This is a genomic window from Novosphingobium sp. FKTRR1 (genome assembly GCF_020404405.1).
Classification (GTDB): Bacteria; Pseudomonadota; Alphaproteobacteria; order Sphingomonadales; family Sphingomonadaceae; genus Novosphingobium.
Genome location: NZ_JAIZDA010000005.1, coordinates 57,940 through 72,487, shown reverse-complemented (window position 1 = coordinate 72,487; position 14,548 = coordinate 57,940). Strand labels below are relative to the sequence as shown.

Sequence of the window (14,548 nt, the reverse complement as noted above, 5' to 3'; positions counted from 1 at the left end):
CTGCAACTGCCGATTTGAACTTGCCGCATTCCGGCGTTACGCTTGGGCTGATGCTGACTTTGCCCAACTTGCTCACGCTCTCGCGGATCTTCGCCGTGCCGGTTCTGGCCGCGCTGCTGTGGTGGCCCGGCTATCCGTTCGCCTATGGCGTGGCCTTCGCGCTTTATTGCCTGATGGGACTGACCGATTATTTCGACGGTTATGTCGCGCGCGCGCAAGGCACGGTGAGCAAACTCGGCGTGTTCCTCGATCCGATTGCCGACAAGATCATGATCGCGGCGGTGATTCTGGTGCTGACCGCGCAAGGCGTGCTGACCGGGCCTTATGTCGGTGATCTGCACGTGGTGGCCGGACTGGTCATCCTTGTGCGCGAGATCGCGGTGTCGGGCTTGCGCGAGTTTCTGGGCGGATTGCAGGTATCGGTGCCGGTATCACGGCTGGCCAAGTGGAAAACCACCTTCCAGATGATCTCGCTCGGCGCGCTCATCCTTGGCAATGCGACGCCCGGTTGGATCGTGAACCTCGGCGGGATCGATGCCAACGTACCGCACACCATCGGCCTGTTCACGCTGTGGGGCGCGGCGGTGCTGACTTGCATCACCGGCTGGGACTATCTGCGGGTCGGCCTCAAGCACATGGATTGAAACGGCTGCGATCAGGATCAGGCCGCGCCGGATTTCGAAAACAGGTTGAGCACGGCCACCCCGGCGATGATCAGTCCGATGCCGATCAGTGCGGGCTGATCAAGCTTCTGGCCATGGACCAGCCACGCCAGTGCGGTGATCAATACGATCCCTACGCCCGACCAGATGGCATAGGCAACGCCGGTCGGAATGCGCTCAAGCGTCAGCGACAGGAAGTAGAACGCCAGCGCATAGCTGAGCGCGGTTACCACCAGCGGAATTGGGCGGGTGAACCCAGCGGATTGCTTTAGCGCGGTGGTGCCGATCACTTCGGCGACGATCGCGATGAACAGGATGGCCAATGGCGACAGCTTCATCCGGCGCGCAGTTCGGTTGCCAGCATGCGGAATTCCTCGCTTCTTGGCGAGTTCTTGCGCCAAACCAGCGCGATCTCGCGATAGGCATGGTCCGAATTGAGCGGCCGTGCCACGATCCGCGTGTCGCGCAGGATGCCCGCATCGATCGCCATTTCGGGCAGCATCGTCAGCCCAAGGCCATTATCGACCATCTGCACCAGCGTGTGCAGACTGGTACCGATCATTGTCGCACTGGCGCGCATCTCGGGGCGGTTGCACGCGGCAAGCGCATGCTCCTTCAGGCAGTGTCCGTCCTCGAGCAACAGCAGCCGGGTTTCATCGATCAGTGCAGGCGACACGAATTCGGGGGGATCGCGCGGGTCGTCCTTGGGAAAGGCGACATAGAGCGGATCGTTGAACAAGTGCTCCACCTCTACCTCGCCAGTGGCAAAGGGCAGCGCCAGCAGCACGCAATCGGCGCGGCCATGGTGCAGCGATTCGATCGCGGCGGAGCTAGGCTCCTCGCGCAGGAACAGCTTGAGCAGCGGCCGCTCTGAGCGCAGGCGCGGCAGGATGCGCGGCAGCAGGAACGGCGCAATCGTGGGGATTACGCTCATCCGCAACTCGCCCGACAGCGGCGCGCCGTGGCTTTGGACAAGCTCGGACAGTTCCTCCGCCTCGCGCAGCAGGCGATGCGCCTTGGCCACCACCTGATTGCCCAGCGGGGTGAAGCGCACGACACGGCGGGTGCGCTCGACCAGCGTCACCCCCAGCAGCGATTCGAGTTCGCGCAAGCCTGCCGAAAGCGTCGACTGCGACACGAAGCTGGCATCTGCCGCACGGCCGAAATGGCCATGCTCGTGCAGCGCAACCAGGTATTGCAACTGCTTGAGCGTGGGCAGGTAGATGCTCATGCCTCAGGCCCGATCAGTCGTCCGCACCGGCGGTGGTGTCGTCGTCGTTGGCCGCATCATCGTGAAACAACGGACCATCGTCATCGTCGTCATCCTGGACCAAAGCGGAGGCGGGCTGCGCCGCGCCGTTGTTGCCGATGTCATCGATGTGCGCCATCTTGAGCTTGCCGCCCACGACCGCGAACGCCAGCTTGCCTTCGACGAGTTCAAGCGCATCGCGACCGAACTGCTCGAACCGCCAGCCTTCCAGCACGGCCAGTCCCTTGCGCTGCCCGGCGGCCAGCGCCTCAAGGTCATCGGTACGCGCCAGTAGGCGGGCGGCGATGTCGATCTCGCGGCCGCGGATCTTGAGCAGCAGCTTGAGCAGGTCTGCGACCAGCGCGCCTTCCTTGCCCAGCGGAGCGCCACGCGGCGCGCGCGGGGGCATTTCCGCATCGGTCAGCGGCTTGGCATCGGCGAGGCACTGCATCAGCCGACGGCCGATGTCGTTTTCCCGCCAGCCGCTCGACAGCCCGCGCACTTTGGCCAGTTCGTGCTGTTCACGTGGCGGGTGGCTGGCGATATCGGCCAGCGTTTCGTCGCGCATGATCCGGCCGCGCGGGATGTTCTTGTCCATCGCCTCGCGCTCGCGCCAGCCGGCCAGGGCCTTCAAGCGCCCCAGCACCGCCGGGTTGCGGCTGGGCGCGCGGATTTTCTGCCACACGGTTTCGGGATCGGAGCGGTAGTTTTCGGGATCGGCCAGCCGCTCCATCTCGATATCCAGCCATTCGCCGCGCCCGGTCTTGATCAGGCGCTTGAGCATGCGCGGGAAGATCTTTGCAAGATGGGTGACGTCGCCGATCGCATAGTCGATCTGCCGCTCGCTCAACGGACGGCGGCTCCAGTCGGTGAAGCGCGCGCCCTTGTCGATCGAAAAGCCCAGCCAGCTTTCGACCAGATTGGAATAGCCGATCTGTTCGGACTGGCTGATTGCCATCATCGCGATCTGCGTGTCGAAGATCGGGTGCGGGGTGCGTCCTGTCAGGTTGTAGACGATTTCCACGTCCTGTCCGCCTGCGTGAAACACCTTGAGCACGTCCTCGTTGTCGACCAGCAGGTCGAGCAAGGGGGTCAGATCGATGCCCTGCGCCAGCGGGTCGATGGCCGCGGCTTCATGCTCGTCGGCGATCTGGACCAGGCACAATTCCGGCCAATACGTGTTCTCGCGCATGAACTCGGTATCGACGGCAACGAAATTGGCCTTGGACAGGCGGGCACAAAGATCGGCCAGCGCCTCGGTCGTGGTGATCAGTGGATGTATCTTCATCGGACTTTTCTGTATGGCCCGCGCAGTCCGCGAGGGTGCGTGGTGCCCCCTGCCGGGGACGGCGGCTTGACAAAACGGCGGCCTTCGCCTCTTGGCCGCCTCCGTCACCTGCCCGATTGCAGACCGATTGGAAAGAGCCTCGATGCATCCTTATCGCTCCCACACCTGCGGCGCCCTGACGCTGACCGACGTTGGCGCCTCCGTGCGGCTGTCGGGTTGGGTCCATCGCAAGCGCGATCACGGCGGCGTGCTGTTCGTCGATTTGCGCGATCACTATGGCATGACCCAGATCGTCGCCGATGCCGACAGCCCGGCGCTGGCGCTGCTCGAAGGCCTGCGGGTCGAATCGGTCGTCACCATCGAGGGCGAGGTCAAAGCGCGCAGCGCCGGGACCGTCAACGCCAACCTGGCGACCGGCGCGATCGAGGTCTATGCCCGTACCGCCACGGTGCTGGCCGCGGCCGAAGAACTGCCGCTGCCGGTGGCGGGCGAGCAGGAATATCCTGAGGATATCCGTCTGCGTTATCGCTTCCTCGATCTGCGTCGTGAGACACTGCACGCCAACATCGTCAAGCGGACCAAGATCGTGCGCGAAATGCGCCGCCGCATGGAAGATGCCGGTTTTGCGGAATACTCCACCCCGATCCTGACCGCCTCCAGCCCCGAAGGCGCGCGCGACTTCCTCGTGCCCAGCCGCATTCATCCGGGCAAGTTCTATGCGCTGCCGCAGGCGCCGCAGCAGTACAAGCAGTTGCTGATGGTGGCCGGTTTCGACCGCTATTTCCAGATTGCGCCGTGCTTCCGCGACGAAGATCCGCGCGCCGACCGTCTGCCGGGCGAGTTCTATCAACTCGATCTGGAAATGAGCTTCGTCACCCAGGAAGAAGTCTGGGAAACGATGGAGCCGGTGATCGGTTCGGTGTTCGAAAGCTTTGCCGAGGGCAAGGCGGTGACGCCGATCGGCAGCTTCCCGCGCATTCCTTACGATGAGGCGATCCTCAAGTACGGCTCGGACAAGCCCGACTTGCGCAACCCGATCATCATCCGTGATGTCACTGAGGAGTTCCGCAGTTCTGGCTTCGGCCTGTTCGAGAAGATCGTCGGTGGCGGCGGCACCGTGCGCCTGATCCCGGCGCCGAACACCGCCGACAAGAGCCGCAAGTTCTTCGACGAGATGAACGACTGGGCGCGTGCCGAAGGCCATGCCGGGCTTGGCTATGCCACCCGCAAGGGCGGCGTGTTCGGCGGTCCGATCGCCAAGAACCATGGCGAGGACAAGATGGCCGCGCTGTTCGATGCGCTGGGCCTTGGTCCCGATGACGGTTGCTTCTTCGCCGCTGGCAAGGAAGCGCAGGCGGCAAAGCTGGCGGGTCTTGCCCGGACCCGCGTGGCCGACCAGCTTGGCCTGATCGACAAGAGCCGGTTCGATCTGTGCTGGATCGTCGATTTCCCGTTCTATGAATGGGACGAGGACAACAAGAAGGTCGAATTCAGCCACAACCCGTTCTCGATGCCACAAGGCGGGCTCGATGCGCTCAACAATCAGGATCCGCTGACGATCAAGGCCTATCAGTACGATCTCGTCTGCAACGGCTACGAGATTGCCTCGGGCTCGATCCGCAACCAGTCGCCCGAAACGATGGTTCGCGCGTTCGAGATCGTTGGCCTGAGCAAGCAGGACGTGGAGGAGCGCTTTGGCGGCCTTTACCGTGCCTTCCAGTACGGCGCGCCGCCGCACGGCGGGATGGCGGCAGGCGTCGACCGCGTGGTCATGCTGCTGTGCGGGGTGCAGAACTTGCGCGAGATCTCGCTGTTCCCGATGAACCAGCGCGCCGAGGATCTGCTGATGGGCGCACCGTCTCCGGCCGAGTTCAAGCAACTGCGCGAGCTGCATTTGCGCGTGGTGGAGCCGTCCAAGGGGTGATAGCCTTGGCGCAAGCCACAAAAATCGTATCGTCGCGGGGCGCACCACACGGGCGTCCCGCAGCGTCCCACTTGCCAGCTTTCGTTCCGCCCATTAGGGCGATCTCCTGAACTGGCACAACAACCCGTTTCCTTCGAAGGGGCAGAGTAATGAGCGATACCGCCGACCGCGTTAAGAAGATCGTTGTCGAGCACCTCGGCGTTGAGGCCGACAAGGTCACCGAAGACGCAAGCTTCATCGATGATCTTGGTGCCGATTCGCTCGACATCGTCGAGCTGGTGATGGCTTTTGAAGAAGAATTTGGCGTCGAGATTCCTGACGATGCGGCCGAGAAGATCTCGACCGTTTCGGACGCGATCAAGTACATCGACGAAAACAAGGGCTGATTGCCCACAACCCCGTTTTGCCCTGAGCTTGCCGACGGGCTGCCGTCCGCGCGAGTGCGGTGGCAGGGGAAAACTTCGGCAGGCTCAGCCCTTTGAAAAAGGGGGCTGGGCCTGTTTGCTTGTTATCCGGAGAATTCAATGCGTCGTGTCGTCGTAACCGGTCTTGGCCTCGTCACCCCGCTCGGCGCGGACGTCGAAACCGTGTGGGCCAACCTGCTTGCCGGAAAGTCCGGTGCCGGGCCGATCACGAAGTTCGACGCCAGCGACCAGAAGTGCCGCATCGCCTGCGAAGTGAAGCCTGCGGGCCATGAATATGGCTTTGATGCGGGCAAGCGCGTGGATCACAAGATCCAGCGCCAGGTCGATCCGTTCATCGTGTTCGGTATCGATGCCGCAGGACAGGCGCTCGAAGACGCGGGCCTCACCGAAATGGATGAAGCCACGCGGCTGCGCGCGGGCTGCTCGATCGGCTCGGGCATCGGCGGATTGCCGGGGATCGAAAGCGAATCGCTCGTGCTCGCTGAAAAGGGGCCGGGCCGCGTTTCACCGCACTTCGTCCACGGCCGCCTGATCAACCTGATCTCGGGTCAGGTCTCGATCAAGTACGGCTTGATGGGACCGAACCACGCGGTCGTCACCGCCTGCTCCACCGGCGCGCACTCGATCGGCGATGCCGCGCGGATGATTCGCGATGACGATGCCGACATCATGCTGGCAGGCGGTGCGGAAAGCACGATCTGCCCGATCGGCATCGCGGGTTTCGCACAGGCCCGCGCGCTCAACTGCAGTTTCAACGACCGCCCCGAACAGGCCAGCCGCCCTTATGACAAGGACCGCGACGGCTTCGTCATGGGCGAAGGCGCGGGCGTGGTGGTGCTCGAGGAGTACGAGCATGCCAAGGCGCGCGGGGCCAAAATCTATGCCGAAGTGGTCGGATATGGCCTGTCAGGCGATGCCTATCACGTCACCGCGCCGCACCCCGATGGCTCTGGCGCGTTCCGCTCGATGGAAATGGCGTTGAAGAAGGCGGGCATGACCCCTGCCGACATCGATTATGTCAACGCCCACGGCACCTCGACGATGGCCGACACCATCGAACTGGCCTCGGTCAAGCGGCTGTTCGGCGATGCCATCGGCAATGTCTCGATGTCGTCGACCAAAAGCGCGATCGGTCACTTGCTGGGTGGCGCGGGTGCGGTCGAAACGATTTTCTGCATCCTGTCGATCCGCGACCAGATCGTGCCGCCCACGCTCAACCTCGATAACCCCGATGAGGGCACAGAGGGCGTCGATCTGGTGCCGCACGTCGCCAAAAAGCGTGTCGTGCGCGCCGCGCTCAACAATTCGTTCGGATTTGGCGGCACCAACGCCAGTGTCGTGGTCAAGGCGCTCTGAGCGCAAACCGCAGGACTCCGGGCAAAGGTAATGGCGGGGCCAAAGGCAAAGTCAGAAGCGGGGCGCGAAGCAAAGCCCGGGGCAGGGCGCGGGCAAAAGGCAGACAAGGCATGATCCGTCGTCTCGGACCGCTCCGCTCAGCCGCACTGGCGGCGCTTTTGCTCGGCCTGCTTTATGCGGGCTGGTTCCTGTACGGCTGGTATGGTCCCGGCCCGGCTGACAAGGAAACGGCGTTTCAGGTGCCCGAGGGCGCCGGCTTGACCGTTGTCGCCGCGCGGCTGGAAGAGCAGGGACTGATCGGCTCGGCCAGCGCCTTCCGCCTGCGCGCGCGGCTGCTGGGCAGCGCTGGCGGGCTCAAGGCCGGTGAGTTCAGCCTGCCTGCCAATGCCAGCGCGGCGCGCATTCTGGCCATCCTGCAAGGGCAGGAAGGCGTGCTGCGGCGGCTTGTCACGATCCCCGAAGGTCTGCCCTCGATCATGGTGCAGGAACGGCTGATGGCACAGCCGCTGCTTACCGGTACGGTGGCCGTGCCGCCGGACGGCAGCGTCCTGCCTGACAGTTATGCCTTCCAGCGCGGCGAATCGCGCGCGGCGGTGTTGCAGCGGATGCAGACGGCGATGGACCGCACGCTGGCCGAACTGTGGGACAAGCGTGCCCATGACACTGTCGCCAAGACCCCGCAGGAAGCGGTGATTCTGGCCGCCATCGTCGAGAAAGAGACCGGCAAGCCCTCGGAACGGCGCATGGTCGCAGGGCTTTACTCCAACCGTCTGCGCAACGGCATGCTGTTGCAGGCCGATCCCACGATCATCTATCCGATCACACGGGGCAAGCCGCTGGGCCGCCGCATCCGCCAGTCCGAGATTCAGGCGGTGAACGGATACAACACCTACACCATGGTCGGGCTGCCGCGGGGTGCGATCACCAATCCTGGCCGCGATTCGATCGAGGCGGTGCTGCATCCGGCGCAAACCGACGCGCTGTACATGGTTGCCGATGGCACCGGCGGGCACCAGTTTGCCACCACGCTGGAAGAGCACAACCGCAACGTCGCGCGCTGGTTTGCGCTGCGCAAGGCCAAGGGCGAGCTTTGAGCCGAGGCGCAAAGTGCCTCCAGATTGGCGCGAAAGTGGGGGTTTCCCGGCGACAAATGCGCGACTCTTTAAGGTTTTGCTAAGGATTGCACCCTAATACTTAGTCCGTAGGCAGCGCTAACCAACCGGAAAGCCCGGAAGGCAAGCGAAGTCTCTCGCGGGAACGTTCCGGCCTTGCCGAACCCTCCATCCACCCGGGCTACGACTCCCCGGCCGAACGTTCCCGCAACGACTTTCCGATAGAGAAAAGTTTCCCATCAGGGTCGCCGCGCGCGGCCCTTTTTGCGCTATGGCCTTGGCATGGAATCCCTGCCGACCGCTCTGCCGCCATCCGCCCCGCTGATTGTCACGGCCACGCTTCCCGCCGCGCTGCAAGGCCGCGCCGAGGGCTTGCGCCGCGCGCACTTTCCGCCCGAACGCAACCACCTGTCGGCGCACGTCACGCTGTTCCACGCGCTGCCGGGTTTCGTGTTTGAGGAGGCACGGCAGGTGCTGGCCGACTTGTGCCGCACCCGCGCGGCTCCGGCGGCGCAGCTTGACGGGTTGATGGACCTTGGCGGCGGCACCGCGCTGCGCATCCGTTCAGAGGCAATGCTCGATCTTCGCGCCGACATCGCCGACCGCTTCCACGGCCTGCTGACCGCGCAGGATCAGGCGCGCCCCCGCCTGCACGTGACGGTTCAGAACAAGGTCACGCGCGCCGAGGCCAAGGCGCTGCAAGCCGAACTGGCGACGCAAAGCTGGGATGCCCCATTCAGCTTCGCAGGGCTGGCGCTCCACCACTATCGCGGCGGCCCGTGGGAAGCAGCAGGTACATGGAGCTTTCGCGGCCGGGGGTGAGGGGAATTGGAAATGGACGGGCGCATCTACGCTTTCAAAGGGGAAGGTGTCGCAGATCAGGCAGCCAATCGGAGGCATGGCGCCAGACATGCGCTTATGATATTTGTGCGATGCCTCGACATTGAAACGGCTGAAATGCAGGCATTCCGCATCGCAGCAGAAAAAGGATGGGATTTCGTGACCCTGCAAAAGGGGGGCGAAGTAACTATTGAGCCAAGTGAAGTGACGGAGCAATATCTTCGCGCTGCGCTAGTGGATGCAATTCAGGGGGGCAGTTCCATGGTTACATACAATGCAGAATTACCCCCTAATTCCTAACCCATGTATCTTCTGGCCTGCATGGCTCCAAACCTCCGTCATGCTGAACTTGTTTCAGCATCCATCCCTCCACCGGAAGCTGCGGTGTCAGGCGGAGAGACGGACCCTGAACCAAGTTCAGCGTGACGGGAATCGGAGGAGTTGGCTCTTCGCTTACTCCCCAACCTTCGCCATAGTCCCCCGCCGATAGAGCAGCGAGCCGCCGACCGATCCGCTCATCAGCACGGCAAAGATCAGCGCCAGTTCGCGGTTGTTCCAGGCCATGGTGACGATGGCGACGCTTGCCAGCACCAGCGCCAGCGCGGGGAAGAACGGGTAGAGCGGGGCGCGCCATGGCCGTACGAGGTCGGGCTCTGAGCGGCGCAGACGGAACAGGGCGGCCATCGAGACGATGTACATCAGCAGCGCGCCGAACGCGGCAAGGATCACCACGCTGGCGGTCAGCGATTGCCCGGCGATGTGGACGAAATTGTCGCTGAGGATTGTCGCTACGCCGATCACGCCGCCCGCCACGGTCGCCACGTGCGGGGTGTGAAAACGCGGGTGCAGCCGGGCGAACACCGGCGGCAGGAACCCGGCGCGGCCCAGCGCGAAAATCTGCCGCGCATAGCCCATGATGATGCCGTGAAAGCTGGCGACCAGCCCGAACAGGCCAAGCCCCACCAGCATGTGCAGCCAGCCGCTCGATTCGCCGACCGCGCGCTTCATCGCCTGCGGCAGCGGATCGTTGATGTTGGCCAGTTGCGTCCAGTCGCCCGAACCGCCTGCAAACACCATCACCCCCAGCGCGAGCAAGACCAGCGTGACGATGCCGGTGACATAGGCGATGGGGATGGTCCGGCGCGGATCTTTGGCTTCCTCGGCGGCCATGGCCACGCCTTCGATGGCAAGGAAGAACCAGATGGCGAACGGCAACGAGGCGAAGATGCCGCCAATGGCTGCGGGGGTGAAGTGGTCGGAGCCCGCCCAGCCGCCCTTCAGGAAGCTGCTGAGATGGAACGCGGGCTGGACCACGCCCATGAATACGAGCAGCTCGCCGACTGCCAGAATGGTGACGAACAGCTCGAACGTGGCGGCAATATGCACGCCCACGATGTTGAGCGTGATGAACACCACATAAGCCCCCAGCGCGGCGTGCACCGGGTCGAGCGCGGGGAACTGGACCTTGAGGTACGCGCCGATGGCCAGCGCGATGGCAGGCGGTCCGAACAGGAACTCCACCAGCGTGGCAAACCCCGCAACCGCGCCGCCAAATGGGCCGAACGCGCGGCTGGCGTAGGCGAAGGGGCCGCCTGCGTGCGGGATGGCGGTGGTCAGTTCGGTGAAGCTGAAGATGAAGGCCACGTACATCAGTGCGATGACCAGCGTCGCCACCAGAAAGCCCAGCGTGCCCGCAGCGGCCCAGCCATAGCTCCAGCCGAAATACTCGCCCGAAATGACCAGCCCCACCGCGATCCCCCACAAGTGGAACACCGAAAGACGCTGCGACAGGCTGTTGGCGGGACTGGTGGTCATCGCGACGGTGTTTCCTCGATCGGGGTGTAAGCGCTGGCGGTTCCAGGGCCGGCCAACAGCAGCGCGGCATCGTCCTTCAAATCGACGCCCGACAGGCCAAGGCGCAGCGATTCGCGCAGCAACCGGCCAAGCAGTGCAGCCGCCGCCGCAGGCGAAAGGCCACCCGCGGCGTGGATGTTGGAGATGCAATTGCGTTCGCTATCGGCGCGGCCGGGTCGCGGGCCATAGGTCAGGTAGAGGCCAAGGCTGTCGGCGACGCTGAGGCCGGGCCGCTCGCCGATCACCACCACGACCACGCGCGCGCGCAAGGCCTCGCCCAGCGGATCGCCCAGTGCCACTCGCGCTTGCCAGGCGATGATTACAGGACCGATGGACAAGCCGTGAAGTTCCGCGATGCAGGCGCGCACCAGCGCCGCCGCGCCGCTTTGCACCCCGGTTGCCGAAAGTCCGTCACCGATCACGAACAGCACGTCGCAGCCGTCGCCTGCGGGGGGCAGGGCGCTGAAAGAGGCCTTGGACAGCGTGCGGCCAAGGTCGGGGCGACGCAGGTAGGTCGGCCGGTCGGGCGCATCGCTGCACACCTGCACCACTGGCAGCGGGGCAAGGTCGGCGGCCAGCGCGTCTGCATCGAGCGGGGCGTGGACGGCATCGCGCGCGCGGGCATGGGCAAGCTGAAAATCGAGCACGTCGGCCAGCGGCAGCGTATTGCCCACCCGGCCCAGCCCGATCCGCGCCGGGGTCGTCGCGCGCAAGGTGGTCCAGATGTCCTGCAGCGTTGGGGCGGGTGAGGGCGGCTCGCTGGTCATGCGCCCACCAGCCGGGCCAAAGGCGGAACCGTGCCCGAGGCGAGCGCGCGGATGCCGCCGGCGGCGTCCAGCATGCCCATGCGGTCAAGCCATGCCTCGAACTCGGGCGCCGGGCGCACGCCCATCATTGCGCGCAGCGTCAGCGCATCGTGGTTGGACAGGCTTTGATAGCTGAGCATCACGTCGTCGCTGCCGGGCACGCAGATCAGGAAAGAACAACCCGCCACGGTCAGCAGCGTCATCAGCGTGTCCATGTCGTCCTGATCGGCCTCGGCATGGTTGGTGTAGCACACGTCGACACCCATCGGCACGCCCAGCAGCTTGCCGCAGAAGTGGTCCTCAAGCCCCGCCCGGATGATCTGCTTGCCGTCATACAGGTATTCGGGGCCGATGAAGCCGACCACGGTGTTGACCAGCAAGGGATCGAACGCGCGTGCCACGGCATAGGCGCGGGTCTCCATCGTCTGCTGGTCCACGCCGTGGTGCGCGTTGGCCGACAACGCCGCGCCCTGGCCGGTCTCGAAATACATCACGTTGTGCCCGACCGTTCCCCGGTTCAGGCCGAGTGCAGCGTCCTGCGCTTCCTTCAGGATGGCCAGATCGACGCCAAAGCCGCGGTTGGCGGCTTCGCTACCGGCGATCGACTGGAACACCAGATCGACCGGTGCGCCGCGCGCGATGATCTCAAGCGCGTTGGTCACATGGGTCAGCACGCAAGTCTGCGTCGGGATGTCATAGGCCTGCCGCAAGTCGTCGAGCATGTGGATCAGCGTTGCGGCGCCGGGCACGCTGTCGGTCGCGGGGTTGATGCCGATCACCGCATCGCCCACGCCATGCAGCAGCCCGTCGAACACGGCGGCGGCGATGCCGAGCGGATCATCGGCCGGATGGTTGGGCTGCAAGCGCGTGGCCAGCCGCCCTTCCAGCCCGATGGTGTTGCGAAACGCGGTGACGACGCGCGCCTTGCGGGCGACCGCGATCAAGTCCTGATTGCGCATCAGCTTGGACACGGCGGCGACCATTTCGGGGGTCAGCCCGCGGGCGACCGCGGCAAGCGCGGCGGCATCGGTAACGGTGTCGAGCAGCCAGTCGCGAAAGCCTCCGACGGTCAGGTGCGAAAGGCGCGCAAAGGCAGCGGCATCGTGGCTGTCGATGATCAGCCGGGTAACTTCGTCCGCTTCGTAAGGGACCAGCGCTTCGTTCAGGAAGTGGTCCAGCGGCAGGTCGGCCAGCACCCGGCGCGCGGCCACCCGCTGCGCGGCGCTGTGCGCGGCAAGCCCGGCCAGTTCATCGCCCGACCGCGCCGGACTGGCGCAGGCCAGCACGTGCGCCAGCGAGCCAAAGGCATGGCGTTCGCCACCAAGATCGCAACTGTAGCGCAAAGGCGTGTCGGCTCCGCGCCCGGAATGGGCGTCTCAAACCCGCTGCATCCCACGCCGGGGCAGGGCAGATCAAGCCGGGCCGACGCGCAGTGCCCGCCCTTTTTTGCGGGTGGGGTGATCGCTCAAGCCGAGAGTCGGGCCGCGCTTCCGGTAATGCCTGCTGTCGCCTTCTCGCTGCGCGCGCGGTGGATGAACGACAGCGCCGAGCCGATCGTCAGCGCGGCAAGGATTACCGCAGTGGCATAGGCCCAGCCGATGTAGAACGGCAGCCAGGCCAGGCCGGGGGTGGCAAAATTGCGCCACAACAACAGCGCCACGCTGCCGCCATAACCCGATGCGTCGGCCACATAGATCAGGAAGCCGGCGTTGCCCGCACGCCCGAGTGCGGCGATCATGCGGTCGAACAGCATCGCGTTGAACGGTGTATAGGCAAGGTAGAGCCCCGTTCCCGTCAGGATCATCCACGGCAGCGGGGCAAGCAATCCGGCCTGAAACGCCAACGTGCCAAGCCCCAGCATCGCCGCGCCGAGCACGATCAGCGCGTGGATCGCCAACAGCGCCCGCAAGTTGCTGCGCACCAGCATCAGCGCGGCAAGGCCCGCCAGCGCGGCGATGGTGACCGGCAGCTCGCTTTCCGAATAGATCGCGGCCGAGCCGCCATAGCCCAGCGCCTGCCACAATTCGGCGGCGAAGTTGTCGCGGAAATCGCGGATCGCAGTCAGCAGCACATAGCCGGTGACGAGCAAGGCAAGCGGCACGGCGTTCTCGCGCAGCAGGGCCGAGCGCGCAGCCTTGTCCATCGGCACGCGCGGGGCGCGTTCGGCCTCATCGGCAGGGCTGGGCGGCGGCAGGCGTTCGAGCTGCCACAAGGCCAACGCCAGCAGCGGCACGAACAGGATGCCGGTGGCCGCGGGCATCCATTGCTCGCTCACCCCGTTGTGCAGCATCAGCGTGGCGACCGATTTCACCAGCCCGGATGACAGGATGAAGCTGGCGCAGAGCATCGATCCGAGCAGTTCCGAAACCCGCCGCCCTTCGACATAACTGAACACCAGCCCCCAGATCATCCCCAGCGGCAGTCCGTTGAGGAACAGGCAGAGCAGCCCCCATGCAGGCGGCAGCAGCGCAAAACCGACCAGTGCCAGCCACGCCGTGCCGATCAGCAGCGCAATCGCGCGCGCGCGGCCGGTGCGACCGAACTGTGCGATCACGCGGATGCCGATCAGCTTGGACAAGGCATAGCCCAGCACTTGCGCGATGATCAGCGCCGACTTGTAATCGAGTCCCAGCGGGTGGAAGTCGACCCCGGCAAACGAGGCGGCCGCAATCGGCTTGCGAAACGCGTACATCGCGAAATAGGCGGAAAAAGCCGCCAATCCGCCCAGCAGCAGCACTGGCCAGTCGGTGCGCGGGGCCTTGGGTATGGCTGGGGAAACAGATGGCCGGGGCACGCGACTTGCCTTTCGTTGCGGAAAGCCGTGGCTATGGTCGGGCTATGCGACAGTGGTGTGACTGCAAGTTCGCGCGCGAACAGGCTTGCCCGAATCCTGTGATCGCAGATAGAAGTGAGAAGGCGCTGACCATTCTGGCCATTGCTGCACAGGGCCAAGGGTCAAAAGGCCTTGGCCTGATGTGCCCGGACCGTCTATCGCCATTCCGTTTCGCCCGGGCACAGTGCCCGCAAATCAG

Annotated in this window: 14 protein-coding genes; 7 read left to right on the top strand and 7 right to left on the bottom strand. The window is 64.8% G+C overall.

All coding sequences use genetic code 11. From position 1 onward, the window contains the following. The first annotated feature begins 50 nt into the window (after window positions 1-50). Complete coding sequence (gene pgsA, locus LDN95_RS07245; protein ID WP_226016989.1) at window positions 51-644, top strand: CDP-diacylglycerol--glycerol-3-phosphate 3-phosphatidyltransferase; 594 nt, start codon at window positions 51-53, stop codon at window positions 642-644. A 17-nt stretch (window positions 645-661) separates the two neighbouring features. On the opposite strand, the gene LDN95_RS07240 is transcribed toward pgsA, so the two are convergent. The 3 genes from LDN95_RS07240 to rnd are packed head-to-tail and all read right to left on the bottom strand — an operon-like array spanning window position 662 to window position 3,199. Beyond that, window positions 662-1,000 carry an SMR family transporter gene (locus LDN95_RS07240; RefSeq protein ID WP_226016988.1) on the bottom strand — a complete coding sequence of 113 codons (339 nt, stop codon included), beginning with the start codon at window positions 998-1,000 and terminating at the stop codon, window positions 662-664. Next, the gene (locus LDN95_RS07235) at window positions 997-1,893 is read right to left on the bottom strand and encodes a hydrogen peroxide-inducible genes activator (protein WP_226016987.1); all 897 of its coding nucleotides are present in this window, start codon (window positions 1,891-1,893) and stop codon (window positions 997-999) included. Before LDN95_RS07235 ends, LDN95_RS07240 begins: the two co-directional genes overlap by 4 nt. Before the next feature lie 13 nt (window positions 1,894-1,906). Next, a complete protein-coding gene (gene rnd / locus LDN95_RS07230; RefSeq protein WP_226016986.1) occupies window positions 1,907-3,199 on the bottom strand; it encodes a ribonuclease D in 1,293 nt (430 codons plus the stop codon). Between the two features lie 142 nt (window positions 3,200-3,341). Between rnd and aspS the strand changes: the two genes are divergently transcribed. The 6 genes from aspS to LDN95_RS07200 all read left to right on the top strand — a co-directional run bounded on the left by aspS (window position 3,342) and on the right by LDN95_RS07200 (window position 9,156). Next, window positions 3,342-5,123 carry an aspartate--tRNA ligase gene (aspS, locus tag LDN95_RS07225; protein ID WP_226016985.1) on the top strand — a complete coding sequence of 594 codons (1,782 nt, stop codon included), beginning with the start codon at window positions 3,342-3,344 and terminating at the stop codon, window positions 5,121-5,123. A 149-nt stretch (window positions 5,124-5,272) separates the two neighbouring features. Further along, on the top strand, window positions 5,273-5,509 hold the full coding sequence (locus LDN95_RS07220; protein WP_028657713.1) for an acyl carrier protein: 237 nt from the start codon (window positions 5,273-5,275) through the stop codon (window positions 5,507-5,509). A 138-nt stretch (window positions 5,510-5,647) separates the two neighbouring features. Next, window positions 5,648-6,904, top strand: coding sequence for a beta-ketoacyl-ACP synthase II (fabF, locus tag LDN95_RS07215; RefSeq protein ID WP_226016984.1), 1,257 nt, complete (start codon window positions 5,648-5,650; stop codon window positions 6,902-6,904). Window positions 6,905-7,014: 110 nt separating this feature from the next. Then, window positions 7,015-7,998 (top strand): endolytic transglycosylase MltG, encoded by a 984-nt coding sequence (gene mltG, locus LDN95_RS07210; protein ID WP_226016983.1) that lies wholly within the window; start codon window positions 7,015-7,017, stop codon window positions 7,996-7,998. 300 nt (window positions 7,999-8,298) lie between these two features. Continuing rightward, window positions 8,299-8,838: a 2'-5' RNA ligase family protein gene (locus LDN95_RS07205; RefSeq protein WP_226016982.1), complete on the top strand. Its 540-nt coding sequence runs from the start codon at window positions 8,299-8,301 to the stop codon at window positions 8,836-8,838. Between the two features lie 12 nt (window positions 8,839-8,850). Beyond that, window positions 8,851-9,156, top strand: coding sequence for a hypothetical protein (locus LDN95_RS07200; RefSeq protein WP_226016981.1), 306 nt, complete (start codon window positions 8,851-8,853; stop codon window positions 9,154-9,156). A gap of 153 nt (window positions 9,157-9,309) precedes the next feature. On the opposite strand, the gene eat is transcribed toward LDN95_RS07200, so the two are convergent. The 4 genes from eat to LDN95_RS07180 form a co-directional block, all read right to left on the bottom strand. Further along, window positions 9,310-10,671 carry an ethanolamine permease gene (gene eat, locus LDN95_RS07195; RefSeq protein WP_226016980.1) on the bottom strand — a complete coding sequence of 454 codons (1,362 nt, stop codon included), beginning with the start codon at window positions 10,669-10,671 and terminating at the stop codon, window positions 9,310-9,312. After that, the gene (eutC, locus tag LDN95_RS07190) at window positions 10,668-11,477 is read right to left on the bottom strand and encodes an ethanolamine ammonia-lyase subunit EutC (protein ID WP_226016979.1); all 810 of its coding nucleotides are present in this window, start codon (window positions 11,475-11,477) and stop codon (window positions 10,668-10,670) included. The genes eat and eutC overlap by 4 nt, the downstream gene beginning before the upstream one ends. Further along, complete coding sequence (locus LDN95_RS07185) at window positions 11,474-12,859, bottom strand: ethanolamine ammonia-lyase subunit EutB (RefSeq protein WP_226016978.1); 1,386 nt, start codon at window positions 12,857-12,859, stop codon at window positions 11,474-11,476. The genes eutC and LDN95_RS07185 overlap by 4 nt, the downstream gene beginning before the upstream one ends. Before the next feature lie 122 nt (window positions 12,860-12,981). Continuing rightward, entirely contained in the window at window positions 12,982-14,310 is a 1,329-nt protein-coding gene (locus tag LDN95_RS07180) for a DUF5690 family protein (RefSeq protein WP_226016977.1), read from the bottom strand. Window positions 14,311-14,548 lie beyond the last annotated feature (238 nt).

What these genes read in the sequence shown, in the direction of transcription:
- pgsA (WP_226016989.1), top strand. Translation starts at nt 51, where the DNA reads ATGCTGACTTTGCCCAACTTGCTCACGCTCTCGCGGATCTTCGCCGTG.
- LDN95_RS07240 (WP_226016988.1), bottom strand. Translation starts at nt 1,000, where the DNA reads ATGAAGCTGTCGCCATTGGCCATCCTGTTCATCGCGATCGTCGCCGAA.
- LDN95_RS07235 (WP_226016987.1), bottom strand. Translation starts at nt 1,893, where the DNA reads ATGAGCATCTACCTGCCCACGCTCAAGCAGTTGCAATACCTGGTTGCG.
- rnd (WP_226016986.1), bottom strand. Translation starts at nt 3,199, where the DNA reads ATGAAGATACATCCACTGATCACCACGACCGAGGCGCTGGCCGATCTT.
- aspS (WP_226016985.1), top strand. Translation starts at nt 3,342, where the DNA reads ATGCATCCTTATCGCTCCCACACCTGCGGCGCCCTGACGCTGACCGAC.
- LDN95_RS07220 (WP_028657713.1), top strand. Translation starts at nt 5,273, where the DNA reads ATGAGCGATACCGCCGACCGCGTTAAGAAGATCGTTGTCGAGCACCTC.
- fabF (WP_226016984.1), top strand. Translation starts at nt 5,648, where the DNA reads ATGCGTCGTGTCGTCGTAACCGGTCTTGGCCTCGTCACCCCGCTCGGC.
- mltG (WP_226016983.1), top strand. Translation starts at nt 7,015, where the DNA reads ATGATCCGTCGTCTCGGACCGCTCCGCTCAGCCGCACTGGCGGCGCTT.
- LDN95_RS07205 (WP_226016982.1), top strand. Translation starts at nt 8,299, where the DNA reads ATGGAATCCCTGCCGACCGCTCTGCCGCCATCCGCCCCGCTGATTGTC.
- LDN95_RS07200 (WP_226016981.1), top strand. Translation starts at nt 8,851, where the DNA reads ATGGACGGGCGCATCTACGCTTTCAAAGGGGAAGGTGTCGCAGATCAG.
- eat (WP_226016980.1), bottom strand. Translation starts at nt 10,671, where the DNA reads ATGACCACCAGTCCCGCCAACAGCCTGTCGCAGCGTCTTTCGGTGTTC.
- eutC (WP_226016979.1), bottom strand. Translation starts at nt 11,477, where the DNA reads ATGACCAGCGAGCCGCCCTCACCCGCCCCAACGCTGCAGGACATCTGG.